At 37.4% G+C, this 14,681-nt stretch carries 13 protein-coding genes; 10 read left to right on the top strand and 3 right to left on the bottom strand.

Annotation, left to right across the window (positions count from 1 at the left end; all coding sequences use genetic code 11):
• Positions 1 to 3 precede the first annotated feature (3 nt).
• Positions 4 to 477 carry a transcriptional regulator ArgR gene (argR, locus tag CXF79_RS20585; protein WP_011045244.1) on the bottom strand — a complete coding sequence of 158 codons (474 nt, stop codon included), beginning with the start codon at positions 475 to 477 and terminating at the stop codon, positions 4 to 6.
• 239 nt (positions 478 to 716) lie between these two features.
• Here argR and mdh point away from each other — a divergent pair, with 239 nt between their 5' ends.
• Complete coding sequence (gene mdh / locus CXF79_RS20580) at positions 717 to 1,652, top strand: malate dehydrogenase (protein WP_011045243.1); 936 nt, start codon at positions 717 to 719, stop codon at positions 1,650 to 1,652.
• Between the two features lie 110 nt (positions 1,653 to 1,762).
• Here the strand turns inward: mdh and ispB are convergent, their stop codons facing one another.
• Positions 1,763 to 2,746: an octaprenyl diphosphate synthase gene (gene ispB, locus CXF79_RS20575; RefSeq protein ID WP_011045242.1), complete on the bottom strand. Its 984-nt coding sequence runs from the start codon at positions 2,744 to 2,746 to the stop codon at positions 1,763 to 1,765.
• A gap of 273 nt (positions 2,747 to 3,019) precedes the next feature.
• Between ispB and rplU the strand changes: the two genes are divergently transcribed.
• The 9 genes from rplU to CXF79_RS20535 all read left to right on the top strand — a co-directional run bounded on the left by rplU (position 3,020) and on the right by CXF79_RS20535 (position 12,741).
• Positions 3,020 to 3,331, top strand: a complete 312-nt coding sequence (gene rplU, locus CXF79_RS20570; RefSeq protein ID WP_011045241.1) for a 50S ribosomal protein L21 — start codon at positions 3,020 to 3,022, stop codon at positions 3,329 to 3,331.
• 15 nt (positions 3,332 to 3,346) lie between these two features.
• On the top strand, positions 3,347 to 3,604 hold the full coding sequence (gene rpmA / locus CXF79_RS20565) for a 50S ribosomal protein L27 (protein WP_011045240.1): 258 nt from the start codon (positions 3,347 to 3,349) through the stop codon (positions 3,602 to 3,604).
• Between the two features lie 152 nt (positions 3,605 to 3,756).
• Entirely contained in the window at positions 3,757 to 4,920 is a 1,164-nt protein-coding gene (cgtA, locus tag CXF79_RS20560; RefSeq protein ID WP_011045239.1) for an Obg family GTPase CgtA, read from the top strand.
• Between the two features lie 281 nt (positions 4,921 to 5,201).
• A complete protein-coding gene (locus CXF79_RS20555; RefSeq protein WP_101157576.1) occupies positions 5,202 to 6,458 on the top strand; it encodes an HlyD family efflux transporter periplasmic adaptor subunit in 1,257 nt (418 codons plus the stop codon).
• Positions 6,459 to 6,645: 187 nt separating this feature from the next.
• Positions 6,646 to 6,807, top strand: a complete 162-nt coding sequence (locus CXF79_RS23440) for a hypothetical protein (protein WP_157825908.1) — start codon at positions 6,646 to 6,648, stop codon at positions 6,805 to 6,807.
• 141 nt (positions 6,808 to 6,948) lie between these two features.
• The gene (locus tag CXF79_RS20550) at positions 6,949 to 7,677 is read left to right on the top strand and encodes a CPBP family intramembrane glutamic endopeptidase (RefSeq protein WP_101157574.1); all 729 of its coding nucleotides are present in this window, start codon (positions 6,949 to 6,951) and stop codon (positions 7,675 to 7,677) included.
• A 27-nt stretch (positions 7,678 to 7,704) separates the two neighbouring features.
• Positions 7,705 to 9,852: a peptidase domain-containing ABC transporter gene (locus CXF79_RS20545; protein WP_101157572.1), complete on the top strand. Its 2,148-nt coding sequence runs from the start codon at positions 7,705 to 7,707 to the stop codon at positions 9,850 to 9,852.
• Between the two features lie 101 nt (positions 9,853 to 9,953).
• Complete coding sequence (folA, locus tag CXF79_RS20540; protein ID WP_101157570.1) at positions 9,954 to 10,466, top strand: type 3 dihydrofolate reductase; 513 nt, start codon at positions 9,954 to 9,956, stop codon at positions 10,464 to 10,466.
• A 967-nt stretch (positions 10,467 to 11,433) separates the two neighbouring features.
• Entirely contained in the window at positions 11,434 to 12,741 is a 1,308-nt protein-coding gene (locus CXF79_RS20535; RefSeq protein ID WP_101157568.1) for a hypothetical protein, read from the top strand.
• 507 nt (positions 12,742 to 13,248) lie between these two features.
• On the opposite strand, the gene CXF79_RS20530 is transcribed toward CXF79_RS20535, so the two are convergent.
• Complete coding sequence (locus CXF79_RS20530) at positions 13,249 to 14,676, bottom strand: FAD-dependent oxidoreductase (protein WP_011045231.1); 1,428 nt, start codon at positions 14,674 to 14,676, stop codon at positions 13,249 to 13,251.
• Positions 14,677 to 14,681 lie beyond the last annotated feature (5 nt).

The raw sequence follows: 14,681 nt of genomic DNA, 5'->3' as shown, positions 1-14,681 counted from the left end.
AGTTTAGGTTAAGTTTTTAGAGAATAGCTGTTCTAATTTTTTGATGGTTTCATTAATTTTACTGACATCGCTAGGAGCAATGAAAATAGTATCATCACCAGCAATAGTACCAAGTACGCCATCACTTTTACTTAAACTATCAAGAAGTCTGGCAATTAATTGCGCAGCACCTGGGCTAGTTTGAATGATGATCATAACTTCGTTGTGCTCTATTTCTAATACTAGCTGCTTAAGAGGGCTTTGTGCGGTAGGTACGCCCAATTCGGCAGGTAAACAATAGACCATCTCTTGGCGAGCATTTCGTGTTCTTACTGCGCCAAACTTACTGAGCATACGAGATATTTTTGATTGACTGATATTGTCAAAACCATTGGCTTTCAGTGCATCAACGATTTCACCTTGAGAGCCAAACTGTTCTTGTTTAAGTAAATCTTTAAATTCTTGTACGAGTGCTTCTTGTTTTTGTAAACCGCTCATAATGCGTAATCAACCCTGTAGTAGACTAAAGTGGCGTTTGTAATCAGTATAAATAAAGATAGTATACGTCATCGCATCAGAATACTGAAAGTTAATATCTGAGTAATAGAGTATAACAATTGTTTTTTACTGGCTTATGCTATATCTTTTGGTCAGCAAAAAATTAACGTATTTACTCGAATAATATTTTAATAACAAATTTTACACTAATTAAACCCACTTAGTTTCGGAGAAATCACATGAAAGTAGCTGTTTTAGGCGCCGCAGGCGGTATTGGTCAAGCATTATCATTACTATTAAAAACTCAATTACCAGCAGGTTCTGAGTTATCTTTATATGATGTTGCGCCTGTTGTTCCAGGTGTTGCTGTAGATTTATCACACATCCCAACTGACGTTAAAGTTGCTGGTTTTGGTCGTGACGACCTTAACGGTGCATTAACAGGTGCTGATATCGTTTTAATTCCAGCTGGTATGCCGCGTAAGCCAGGTATGGACCGTGCTGATTTATTCAACGTAAATGCTGGTATTATTAAAGTATTGGCTGAAGGCATTGTTGCTAGCTGTCCTAAAGCATTGGTAGGTGTAATTACTAACCCAGTTAACGGTACTGTTCCAATTGTTGCTGAAGTATTCAAAAAAGCTGGCACTTATGATGCAGCTCGTCTTTTCGGTGTTACTACATTAGATGTTATCCGCAGTGAAGCTTTTGTTGCTGAACTTAAAGGCTTAGATGTTGCTACTGTTAAAGTACCAGTTATTGGTGGTCACTCAGGAACAACTATTTTACCATTACTATCTCAAGTTGAAGGCGCTACTTTCTCAGATGAAGAAGTTGCAGCACTTACTCCTCGCATCCAGAATGCAGGTACTGAAGTAGTTGAAGCTAAAGCGGGTGGCGGTTCAGCTACACTTTCAATGGGCGCAGCAGCAGCACGTTTTTGTATGTCTTTAGTTAAAGGTCTACAAGGTGAAGATGTTGTAGATTACGCTTATGTTGAAGGTAACGGTGCTGATGCACAGTTTTTCGCACAACCTGTACGTTTAGGCGTTAACGGTGTAAGTGAAATTTTACCTTACGGTGAGTTAAGCGCTTTTGAACAAAAAGCTAAAGAAGATATGCTTGCTACCTTGAAAAAAGATATTCAAGAAGGTGTTGATTTTATGGCTAGCTAAGCAGCCTTAAAACCGACAATAAAAAAACGCTGTTATCGATTGATAACAGCGTTTTTTTATGTGTTAATTTTGATAGCGAATTAACAAATTAATTCATAATGGCTACAACATTAATGGCTTCGATTAGCAGCGATATGTGCTAAAGAAATAAGCGCTTGTTTGTGTTCACTATCTGCAATGACGTTGAGTGCCTTGATGGCTTTATCAGCTTCAATTTCAGCTTGTTTCTGGGTATAACGTAAAGATCCTGTTTCTTCCATCGCTTGAAGAATCAACTCAAGGTTATCCATGCCATTACCAAGCTCAATAGCTTCTTTAATTAATTTCTGTTGAGCTTCATTACCGTGCTTCATAGCATATAATAATGGTAACGTTGGTTTACCTTCAGCAAGATCATCACCGACATTTTTGCCCATTTCTTTAGCATCAGCAGTATAATCCATAATATCATCAACTAACTGGAATGCAGTACCTAAATACTTACCATAGTCAGCCATGGCTTGCTCTATTTTAGCATCTTGCTTCGCTATAACGGCAGCAAGGCGTGTTGCGGCTTCAAACAATTTCGCCGTTTTACAATAAATGACCTGCATATAACTTTCTTCGGTGGTGCTTGCATCATTGCAGTTCATTAACTGTAATACTTCACCTTCAGCAACTATATTAGTGGCCTCAGATAAAATATCCATAATGCGCATATCACCCAATTTAGTCATCATCTGGAAAGAACGAGTATAAAGAAAATCACCGACTAGTACGCTGGCGCTATTACCAAATAAAGCATTAGCTGTTTCTCTGCCACGACGCATATTCGACTCATCGACGACATCATCATGGAGTAGGGTTGCAGTATGAATAAACTCAATAATTGCCGCAATTTCCAAATGTTTGTCACCTTGGTATGCGAATGCTCTAGCGGCCAACACTGTTAACATAGGGCGCATACGCTTGCCGCCACCGTTAACAATATATATACCGAGTTGATTAATGAGTGCGACATCAGATTGTAATTGATCATAAATAAGATCATTTACTGCCGCCATATCGCTTTGCGCTAATGCCTGTATTGCTTTAATACTGTCTTTATTGCCCATACCACTTTTCTTTAGCTATTTTGATTAGTTAATAATCAAATGTATTCAATTAGTTGATATGGGAAAGTTTACACTAAATTTTAGGCAAAAGTAGCTTTCTGCTGGCTTTGTTCTAATTTCTTAGAGCAAAAGTAATTAAAAAGCATAAATGGTCAATAAAGTTAATAAATGATCACTTTTAGACTTGCCCTAGGTAGTTTCTTCGAGTAGAATTCGCGACCTATATTTTTTAAAATTAGCGTCACATATATAATGACGCAGTACGGAGTAGCTATGTACGCGGTATTCCAAAGCGGTGGTAAACAGCATCGTGTAACCGAAGGACAAACAGTTCGTCTAGAAAAGCTTGAGCTTGAAGTAGGCGCAACAGTAGAATTTGATAACGTTTTAATGATCGCTAATGGCGATAACATCAATGTAGGCGCGCCTTACGTTGCTGGTGGTAAAGTAGTTGCTGAGGTTGTTACACAAGCTCGTGCTCCTAAAATTACTATCGTTAAATTTAAACGTCGTAAGCATTCACGTAAGCAAGCGGGCCATCGTCAATGGTTCACTGAAGTGAAGATTACTGGTATTAACGGCTAATAGGAGCATTTAGACATGGCACATAAGAAAGCTGCGGGTAGTACTCGAAATGGTCGCGATTCAGAAGCAAAACGCCTAGGTGTTAAGCGCTTTGGTGGCGAATCTGTTTTAGCTGGTAACATTATTGTTCGTCAACGTGGTACTCGTTTCCACGCTGGTAGCAACATGGGTATCGGTAAAGATCATACTTTATTTGCTTTATCTGACGGTAAAGTACAATTTGAAGTTAAAGGTCCAAAGAGTCGTAAGTTTGTTAGCATTATCGCTGACTAATATAAGCTTCGATTTATAAAAACCTCGCTTCATAGCGAGGTTTTTTTTTAGTTTTTTTTTGACTGAGTAGAGATTCATTTTTAGTCGGTCAAAAATAGTTTATACTAATCATAATTGAACAAGAATTACCATATTAGGGTTATTGAGATTCCATGAAATTTGTTGATGAAGTTGAGATCAGAGTTGAAGCGGGTGATGGCGGCAACGGCTGTGTCAGTTTCCGTAAAGAAAAATTTATTGAGTATGGCGGCCCTAATGGTGGTGATGGCGGCGATGGCGGCGATGTTTATTTAATGGCTGACGAAGGTTTAAATACCTTAATCGATTACCGTTTTGAACGTTTTCATCGTGCTAAACGTGGACAAAATGGTCAACCGCAGAATTGTACAGGTAAAGGCTCTGAAGATTTAGTGTTAAAAGTACCTGTTGGAACACGCGCTGTCGATCAAGATACCGGTGAGCAAATCGGTGATTTAACCTATAAAGGCCAAAAGATGCTTGTTGCTAAAGGCGGCTGGCATGGTTTAGGAAATTTACGTTTTAAAAGTAGTACTAACCGTTCACCTCGTCAAAGAACTGATGGTACGCCAGGTGAAATTCGTAGCCTTAAGCTTGAATTATTGTTACTTGCTGATGTTGGCCTGTTAGGTCTACCTAATGCAGGTAAGTCTACTTTAATACGCAGTGTTTCAGCAGCAACACCGAAAGTAGCTGATTACCCATTTACTACCTTAGTACCTAATTTAGGTGTAGTACGTTTAGATACACAGCGTAGTTTTGTTATTGCTGATATCCCAGGAATTATCGAAGGTGCAGCTGACGGTGCAGGTTTAGGAACACAGTTCTTAAAACATCTTGAACGTTGTCGTATATTATTACACGTTATTGATATTATGCCTGTTGATGGCTCAGACCCATTAGAAAACGCTAAAGTAATTATCAGCGAGCTAGAACAGCATAATGAAAAACTGGCAGGTAAGCCTCGTTGGGTTGTCTTCAATAAACTTGATTTAGTACTTGAAGAAGAAGCAAAAGAAATTACTGATGCTATTATAGCCGGTCTTGATTGGAAAGGTGAGGTGCATAGCATTTCTGCCTTTAATCGTTCAGGTACTAAAGAGTTAACACAAAAAGTGATGACCTTTATTGAAGAATTACCGCCTGAAGAAGAAGAAGTGATTGATGGTAAAACCGTTGAGTTTAAATGGGATACTTACCATGAAGAAACTATCGCTGCTCATTCTCAAGATGACGACCTAGATGATGACGACTGGGATGAAGATGATTACGATGTTGAAGTAGAATATCGTCAATAACATACCATGTTGATACTAAGCACTTGTTTATTTTTATAAACAAGTGCTTTTTTTTGTCTTGTTTTTAGCTTACCTAACTCTGATTGAAATCGACTTGAGGATCGCTTTTAAATGCTAAACAATATTTGTTGTTTTAAGTTGCTGATACTAATTGACTTTATTTACAAGTTTTAATTTTCTGCAAATCTGGCTTTATTTATATCTATTTTTAGCTAATGTAATTACTAGACGAGGTTTTTTAACAGATGTAACTTTATCGACTACATATTCAAAGGATTGATATGTCACTATTTAGAAAGGAAGCTATTTCCCATCAAAGTGAGCGTTTAACAGGTGCTATTACCTTAGCTCAACCATTATCTATCAAACTAACTGTACTCATTTTAGTCTCAATTGCTATCGCCATTATTACATTCCTTTTTAGTGCTGAATACTCTCGTAAAGAAACCGTCCGTGGCTTTTTAATGCCAAATAAAGGTGTTATTAAAAGTTTTGCTAATCAAGGCGGCACCATAGAAAAATTATGGGTAAAAGAAGGTGATAAGGTTTTAAAAGGTCAATCACTTGCAACTATTATCGTTCAACAAAATAATAGAAATGGTATTGATTTAAGTACACAACTTGCCGAACAACTGAATGCTCAAGCAAATTTACTAATTGATGAAATATCGCAACATCAAACTTTGAAAATGCAAGAATTATCGAATCTCCACGCTCAAGATATAGCGTTAGATAATGAAAAAATTGCACTGGAAGATCAGCTAGCTTTGGCTGAGGAAAAGTTAACGCTTTTGAGTGAGCAACAGTTAGATTTCAATCAACTTAACAAAAATGGTTATGTATCTAACTTAGAAAAAGATCGCCAACAGCAAACACTACTTGAAGCTAAACAAGAAAAACAAAATATAGCCCGACTGTTGCTTCAGCAGCAAAACCAATTCAACCAGCTTGCCTTTAATATTAAAAATATTCCTCAGCAATATATTTTACGTATTAACAACCTTAAACGCCAACAAGCAGATCTTCAACGTCAATTAGCCCAAGTAGCGAGTAATTATAAATATACCATTACTGCGAGTAATGATGGAGTAGTAACGGGTGTTCAAGTAGTCGAAGGTGAAACCTTATCGCAATCAAAAGCACAATCTAAACCGCTATTGCACATATTACCTGAAGGCTCTGAACTTATTGCTGAGTTGTTACTGCCAACACGTTCTGCTGGATTTATTCAAGTGGGTAATAATACCCGTTTACGTTTTGACGCTTTTCCTTATCAACGTTTTGGCTTTATAAATAGTGAAATTATTCGTATTGATCAGACACTGATTACACCCAGTGAAATACAATTACCTATTGTATTACAGGAGCCTGTTTACCGTTTACGAGCAAAATTAAATCAACAACAAATGAAGGCTTTTGGTAAATCGTTTGACTTAAAAAGCGGTATGTTGTTTGAGGCCGATATAATGTTGGAGCAAAGAACATTAATTGAATGGTTACTTGAGCCTATTTACAGCTTGCGGGGTAGAGTAAGTTAGAATAAATAATTTTTCAAATGAGATTGTTTGTTTAATTACAACAGTCTTAGGTGGAAAATGGAGTGGCTAACTTTAATATAACTTTAGCAAGAGCAATTAAAGCCAGCCTATTAGTCGCAACTTCAATATTGAAGTTTGCAAATCAATAATCCGACAATTAAATGTCGGGTATACGGAGTGTAACATTATGCGTGAACTAAACGTAAAAGAAATAAAAGAAGTTAATGGTGGCTGGATTTTGCAGTTTTTAGGTGGCTGGTTAGGAGGTGAAGCAATGAATTCAGCAGTTTTTCATTGGCGTGGAGCATCTGGTTACACAGAGTTTGATGACACGAGATTGGCTCCTTAAGTAATTACTTGCAAGTAATATGGCTCTATCTGAGCCATATTTAAAGTTTCTATTCAGGAGAATAGAATGAATTTCAACTAATTTTTATCCACGAATCTAATTAAGGTTGGCATCCCTGCCCCCGCAAAAAAAGGAGGTTACATGATCAGATCAACTAGTAATTATGAAAAGCGTCAAGAATTTTCAATTATGGGTACAATTTCATGGCTTATTTTAATTATGATCGGAGTTCAGGTAGGAGTTGGTGTAATTATAGAGTTGGTAGTTAAATTATTTAAATTCAACGGTTTATCATTATGGTTTCGTCCGGAGATTATGCTGTTAGGGATGATAATGACAGTAATAATTTCTATTCCTTTAATAAAAAAAGCAACACTTGCATCTGATAAGGCTTTTCCATTTCATTTTTTAGCGGTTAAGCAAATAAATCAAGCTACTTTACTGAAAACCCTTGTACTTGGTACGATGTATTACTGCCTTATGTCAATGTTTATGCACTTACTTAATATTGATACTCCACAATACATGCTGGATGCGAAATCTCAAGTAAACTCAACTCTGGATTTTATATTACTAATTTCAACTGTTTGTATTATAGCACCTGTTTTCGAAGAAGTTGTTTTTCGAGGTTTGGCTTTTTCAAGGCTCCAATATAGTAAATTTGGGCCTGTTGGGGCTATTATTATAACTAGTCTAATTTTTTCCGTATTACATATTCAATATGAGTTAATTCTTTTTGTATTTTTATTCCCGATGGCTCTTTTATATGGTTTTGTCCGCTATAAAACGGAAAACGTAACATACTGTATTGCCCTTCATATTCTTTTTAATTCACTATCAACATTTCAATTGTTTTATTTACACTCATGATAACTAGCTATTTTAAAAGAGCTTGTAATGGAAACTAAATTAAACTTTTCAATAGGTAAGTCGACACCGATAATTTTTCAATCAGAAGTAGCCGAATGCGGTCTAGCTTGCATGGGAATGATCGCCGGTTATCATGGTCATAAACTTGATATGCAAGAAATGCGAAGGCATTTTTCTGCTAATTTGAAAGGCATGAATCTTCAGCAGTTAATTGAATTAGGTGACAGCCTATGTTTGGCCAGTCGAGCGTTACAATGTCCTATTGATGAAATGCATAACTTAGCGACACCTTGTATTTTACATTGGAATTTAAATCATTTTGTTGTATTGACCCAAGTATCAGGAAAAGAAAAATCAGCTAAGTATTATATAAATGATCCAGCCGTTGGAAAATGCACATTAAGCACGGAAGAATTTAGTAAACATTTTACAGGTATTTGCTTGGAGCTTACGCCAACAAGCAAATTTGAAGTAAAACAAGAAAAATCACAAATGAAGTTCTCGCAGCTGTGGAGTTCAATGTCAGGCTTGAAGGCTGGGCTAGTCAAGTTGATTGGCTTATCTTTCGTTCTGCAATTGTTTGCACTAATGACCCCTTATTATATGCAATGGGTAGTCGATGAAGTACTGATAAGTTTTGATAAACCCTTACTTATGGTATTAGCTACTGGTTTCGCCTTAATAGCCGTAATTTCTGTGGTAACAAATGCGGTGCGTAGTTGGCTGATATTACGACTTTCTAGCTTACTTAATATGCAAATGGGAGTTAATTTGCTTAGGCATTTATTACGTTTGCCTATGAACTATTTTGAGTCTCGACATATAGGAGATATTGTTTCTCGTTTTGGATCTCTTGCTCAAATACGTGAGCGAATTACCACAGGATTTGTCGAAACTTTAGTTGATGGTTTTATGTCCATTACTGTATTGATAGTGATGGCTCTTTACTCTTTGAAGCTTACTGCGGTGGTACTTTTTGCGATAGCGTTATATACCATAGTGCGTTTGGCACTATATCGCCCACTGCATCAAGCTACCGAAGAGTTGATTCAAAGCTCTGCCAAGGAACAATCTAATTTTTTAGAAAATATTCGTGGTATGCAAACCATCAAACTCTTTGGTAATGAGTTACAACGCCAAGGTGTTTGGCAAAATCATTATGCCGATGTCATTAATAGTGAAATCAGTTTAGGGAGATTAAATATCAGCTTTGACTCATTTAACAAACTGTTATTTGGTTTAGAAAATGTCTTAGTTATTTATTTCGCTGCCACCATGGTAATGGCTAATAGTTTGTCCGTAGGTATGGTGTTGGCTTTTATCGCCTATAAAGGACAATTAACAAATAGGTTTGCTAATTTAATAGAACAAATAATTCAATTTAAAATGATGCGTTTACACCTTGACCGTATTGCAGATATTGCTTTGACTGAACAAGAAGCTAATCGAGAAGGTGAAGCCTTTTTTTCAAATAGTGATACCCATGAACCAGCAGGACAATTAACGTTAGAAAATATCTGCTTTAGTTATAATGATGATCAAGCACCAATATTAAGTAATATTAACTTGTCATTAGAAGTTGGGGACTCAATTGCTATAACTGGTCCATCAGGATCAGGAAAAACAACTCTGATGAAAATTATGCTGGGTTTATTGCAACCCACTTCAGGTAAGGTTTGTCTTGATGGTAAAGATATTACTCAAGGTGGGCTTAAAAATTATCGTAAAAAAATCGCAGCAGTTATGCAGGACGATACTCTATTAGCAGGGTCTATTGCTGATAATATTAGCTTCTTTGACCCTCAACCAAACTACTTGAAAATTGAACAGTGTGCTCACTTGGCTGCTATTTATGATGATATTAACAAAATGACAATGGGTTATAACTCGTTAGTGGGTGATATGGGATCTAATTTATCGGGCGGTCAAATTCAGCGCTTATTACTTGCTCGTGCGCTCTATCAATCACCATGCGTTTTATTTTTAGATGAAGCCACAAGTCATTTAGATAAAGATAATGAAACTAAAATTAGTGAACAGATTCAGCATTTACCGATTACTCGGATCATGATTGCTCACCGACAGGAAACAATTATCATGGCTGAGCAAGTTTACATATTGAAGGATGGTGTATTAATGGACTTAGATGAAAGTTATTCAAAAGCTGTAATCTAGATTTTTATGCAGATATCGTGCACTTGTAAATTTTTATAAACAAGTGCTTTTTTTTATCTTTTTTTTAGCGATAATATAGAAAATAATTTTGAGAGTTTTGTATGACCATTTTATCGATGATAGTTGCGACGGCTGATAACAATATAATTGGCAAAGATAATGACATGCCTTGGCATTTGCCTGCAGATTTAGCCTATTTCAAAAAAGTTACCTTAGGTAAGCCTATTATTATGGGTCGTAAAACGTTTGAATCCATTGGTAGACCTTTACCAGGTCGACGTAATATTGTTATTTCTCGTGATGAAAACTATCAAGCAAAGGGCATTGATAGTGTGACTTCTGTAGAACAAGCTCTGGCTTTAGTTGATGGCAGCGACGGTAGTGAAGGCGCTGAAGAGATTATGGTGATTGGTGGTGGTGCAATTTATGCGCATTGTTTACCAAAAGCAGACCGTTTATACATTACTCATATTAAAGCTGCTATTGATGGCGATACTAAATTTCCCAATTATGAGGACGGCAGTTGGGAAAAAGTAAGTAGTGAGCTTAGAGAGAGCGATGAAAAGAATATTCATCAATTAGACTTTTGTGTTTACGAGCGAATAGCTAGCTAGAAATACTTGAGTAAGAGCAGTTATTAAACTTGATAAGATATACACCAAGTTGAGAAAGATAATAAATAAGGTACGTTTTGAACGTATCTTTTTTGTTGTTCAGATAACTACGTATTAAGGTAATTATTTATATAGCTATGAGTTAGTGAATTACGTAATCTGAGATATCTGTTACTACGCATCACTTTTGATATTACCAATCACTGAATTAGATTGAAATTAATCATGATCACTAATGCCACACTGCGGTCATTAGCATTTGGAAATTTATACTGAAATTTTTAGTATGTTTTGATCAACAGCGAACATGACTGAACAATCACTTTAGGTTAACAGTCTCCTAATAGCGGAAGTTCCCCATAGATAAAAACATGAGTCTTTTAATGATGACTTTCGTCGTTGAGTCGTTCAGCCTGAATGTGAACTAAACCACTAATATAGTCTTTTAACACTGATGTTGGTCTATCTTTACAACTTAGGTATGTACCTGTCTCATACTCAAACATTTTGTATTAAACAAGAAAATATACCTCATGATACTATTTTCGTTTGAAGGTGACTTTTTAAATGCTGTATTAATAACTAACAAGAGAAAATATTTCTTTCCTTCTCTGCCTCCTATCTGAGGCATTAAATAATCAAACAAGTAACATTTTCAGGGAATTTATATATCGCAATGATAGTAGCGTAGTGGGCATCTTAGTTAAACTTTACTTAACGAAAGGTAGTAGCTACTATTAAAATCAGGCCATTGATACTGAAAATGAGTTAATCGTTATATCGGATACTCATTATTACCCTTGTATTATTGTGAATTAATTCCAAGACAATAAAGAACAATTAGGCAAATTTATAGATGCAGTATTGGACATCTCTGAAGCTTTAGTAGGGAGGTCAATTATCTGGACTGTCTCAAAATTGTTGAGAGTATCATGTAATTATCCCAAGCTTTTAGTTAGGAGTTCTTATGCGACAATACTTAAGCAAGTTAAGCTATATAAAATTCTTTTTGGTATTTTTAACCTCTAGTTTGTTTTTTGCTAGTAGTAATCTTTTTGCTCACTTACCGGCCTACGAAGGAGAGCGTGTTCGCAATGACAATCATTTTACCAAGAACGGTTTTGCTGAGCCGGTTAGAGGTGAGTGTGATTTTACTGCGGTAGGTTCAACCGACCCTAAAGCAGGATCAGCAAATATATACTTGGGTACAGATAATACACCACCAAACTTTTTCTGTGGTTTCACTAGTCAGGATGATTGGAGTTTTGAATTCCCTGTCGATATTATTGAAATATCGCGAACTCCAGTCCCTGATCCTTCTAGTTTGGGGCTCGAGCTGGAAGAAGGGTATATCCCTTGTTTCCCTGATAACCCAAATCCTTTCCAGTGCCCACGGCAAATAAATAACCCTATGGATGGATCTGTTATTAATTTGCCGGGTCAGTGTGTTGATCTTGGACAGCCGGGAGATCCTAGTGCTTCAGATTTTCCTGATTTAGATTACCATTGTGCGCTCCTTCCCGGAGCCCCACGACCCCGCGAAAGCTCAGTGTTATTTAGTACGTTAACGGGTCCAAAGGATGTGGATTGGGGAGTCTACAGATATGATCCTGTTTATGATGAGCAACCCATTGTCGGGGCATCTCAAGTACCTGCTTGTAAAGAAAATTTAACGAGTTTTGTGACGTTTGCTTACGCGGGTCCAATTGATATGGTGGATGCGAGATCAGGTGAACTTCTCTTTGAACAGCTATCAAAGGTCGGTAAATTGCCACGTGAAATTAAACAAAAATTGCCTGACGGATATGGGATCAGGGTTAAGAGACCAGAGGAGTTTTATCCTACAAAAAATAACCCACGTAAGGGGTACGCAAGTGGTTTTGCTCAAAATGGGTGGTTATTGGCGCCAGATTCTGTCATTCAATGCATTGATGATTTTGAAGCCTGTCTGGCAGATCAAACCGGCGAATTGTCCAGGCATTACAAAAATAATGATATCTTTTTTGTTAAAGAAGATGAGCCAGTTGATCTCTATTTGATCTGGTGGATAGATAGCAAACAAGGGCACCATTGGTGGCATCCTAATAAATCTAAGGGTTCGTCAAAACTCACCGATGTGTCAATTACCACAGGTGTTGTCGATCAGTTTATAATTGGGGATTTCATTAATATAAGTAACTCAGGGCCGTTCTCTGCTAATGGCCGTTATGTACATGGTCAGTGCACTGACCCTCGCAGAGGTGGTCGAGCGGATGTTACGATCGAAACAAACTAAACAATAAGAATGCTGGCTCAGGTCAGAACTCTTATTATTGGATGTAGTAAGGTGCTGATTTATGTCAGTTCATTTACTTAAACTAATATTATGAAGTATTGCGACTAGTGAGTAATTAAGCTTATTTTCGTGACGTAAAGTTAGCGTCCAGATGTGAAATCCAACGGTAACTATGAGCTTCAAGCGGACGTTAGGGATTACTTCGGTGTAACTTCCGCTTAGCGCACCAAGGGAACATCAGCGCCAATATTTATTGGTGCTAAAAAACTACGATGTTTGAGGGGGGGGGGTCTTTAACCGTCACTTTTGCCACTAAGGCAGGGCTTATTATTTATCGTATGACAGACCGTCAAGGGTTTCTAATAAATGTTTAAGGGAGTTCTGTATGCAAAGAGCGGAAGTTTTCCGTGATTGAGCTTACAGTTGCATAGCGATAATAAAAAAGCTGCACGTTATAAACGCGCAGCTTTTCAGATTATTACGGTGAATTATTTATCTAGTTGTTAACTATTGAGTCACGTAATCTAAGATACCCATAGCTGCTTTTTGACCTTGGTCAATGGCAGTAACGACTAAGTCAGATCCAAGAACCATATCACCACCGGCGAAGACATTCTGCTTACTTGTTTGCAGGGCAAAGTCAGAGCTATCCACAGCAACAACACGACCACGAGAGTCTAACTCTACGCCAGCATCGACCATCCATTGAGGTGGGCTTGGTAAAAAGCCAAAAGCAATAACAACGGCATCAGCTTCCATAATAAACTCACTGTCGGCTATAGGCTCTGGGTTGCGTCTACCGTTAGCATCTGGTGAGCCGAGTTGAGTTTTAACAAACTTAACACCAATAGCAACACCTTGTTCGTTCACGGCAATGTCGAGCGGCTGAAGGTTAAACTCGAAATTAACACCTTCTTCTTTGGCATTTTGAACTTCGCGAGGAGAACCAGGCATATTGGCTTCATCACGACGATATGCACACGTCACGCTTGTTGCATCTTGCCTAATGGAAGTACGTACACAATCCATGGCAGTATCACCACCACCCAGTACAATAACCTTTTTATCTTTGAAATTTACATAAGGCTTAACTTGAGCATTGTCCGCTTTAGTAAATCCCATTAAATTCTGAGTATTACCAATCAAAAAATCTAATGCGTTATAAACGCCCTGAGCTCCTTCATTGTCAAAGCCGCCACTCATATCGGTATAAGTACCTAAGCCTAAGAAAACGGCATCATATTCATCACTGATATCTTTAAAACTAATATCAGTGCCAACATTAATATTTAAGCGAAACTCTATACCCATGCCTTCTAAAATTTCACGGCGCGTTTGAATAACACTTTTTTCTAGTTTGAACGATGGAATACCAAAAGTAAGTAAACCACCAATTTGTGCGTGTCTGTCATAAACCACAACATCAACACCATTACGAGTTAATACGTCAGCACAGCCAATTCCTGCGGGACCTGCACCAATAACGGCTACACGTTTACCTGTTTTTACTACGTGAGATAAATTGGGCTTCCAACCCTGTGCAATGGCAGTATCAGTAATATGTTTTTCGATATTACCTATGGTTACCGCACCAAACTCATCATTTAAGGTACAAGCCGATTCACAAAGCCTATCTTGTGGGCAAACTCGACCACACATCTCTGGCAAGCTGTTGGTTTCATGACATAAATCAGCTGCTTCAAAGATACGATTTTCAGTGACTAGTTCAAGCCATTGTGGAATGTAATTATGCACGGGGCATTTCCATTCACAATATGGGTTACCGCAGTCCAGACAGCGGTCAGCTTGACCCGCACTTTGTTCATTACCCATCGGTTGGTAAATTTCAACGAAGTTAATTTTACGTTCACTAATCGACTTCTTTGCTGGGTCTATTCGTTTTACATCAATAAATTGATAAACATTTTTGCTCATTATTT

The sequence above is a fragment of the Colwellia sp. Bg11-28 genome (assembly GCF_002836245.1).
Classification (GTDB): domain Bacteria; phylum Pseudomonadota; class Gammaproteobacteria; order Enterobacterales; family Alteromonadaceae; genus Colwellia; species Colwellia psychrerythraea_A.
The sequence above is the reverse complement of the archived record's forward strand: the minus strand, read 5'-3'. Positions and strand labels throughout refer to the sequence as shown.

Bases quoted from the DNA above. Each gene is read 5' to 3' on its own strand.
- CXF79_RS20535 (WP_101157568.1), top strand. From the start codon at position 11,434: ATGCGACAATACTTAAGCAAGTTAAGCTATATAAAATTCTTTTTGGTA.
- CXF79_RS20530 (WP_011045231.1), bottom strand. From the start codon at position 14,676: ATGAGCAAAAATGTTTATCAATTTATTGATGTAAAACGAATAGACCCA.
- CXF79_RS20555 (WP_101157576.1), top strand. From the start codon at position 5,202: ATGTCACTATTTAGAAAGGAAGCTATTTCCCATCAAAGTGAGCGTTTA.
- folA (WP_101157570.1), top strand. From the start codon at position 9,954: ATGACCATTTTATCGATGATAGTTGCGACGGCTGATAACAATATAATT.
- CXF79_RS20545 (WP_101157572.1), top strand. From the start codon at position 7,705: ATGGAAACTAAATTAAACTTTTCAATAGGTAAGTCGACACCGATAATT.
- argR (WP_011045244.1), bottom strand. From the start codon at position 477: ATGAGCGGTTTACAAAAACAAGAAGCACTCGTACAAGAATTTAAAGAT.
- rplU (WP_011045241.1), top strand. From the start codon at position 3,020: ATGTACGCGGTATTCCAAAGCGGTGGTAAACAGCATCGTGTAACCGAA.
- ispB (WP_011045242.1), bottom strand. From the start codon at position 2,746: ATGGGCAATAAAGACAGTATTAAAGCAATACAGGCATTAGCGCAAAGC.
- cgtA (WP_011045239.1), top strand. From the start codon at position 3,757: ATGAAATTTGTTGATGAAGTTGAGATCAGAGTTGAAGCGGGTGATGGC.
- rpmA (WP_011045240.1), top strand. From the start codon at position 3,347: ATGGCACATAAGAAAGCTGCGGGTAGTACTCGAAATGGTCGCGATTCA.
- CXF79_RS23440 (WP_157825908.1), top strand. From the start codon at position 6,646: ATGCGTGAACTAAACGTAAAAGAAATAAAAGAAGTTAATGGTGGCTGG.
- mdh (WP_011045243.1), top strand. From the start codon at position 717: ATGAAAGTAGCTGTTTTAGGCGCCGCAGGCGGTATTGGTCAAGCATTA.
- CXF79_RS20550 (WP_101157574.1), top strand. From the start codon at position 6,949: ATGATCAGATCAACTAGTAATTATGAAAAGCGTCAAGAATTTTCAATT.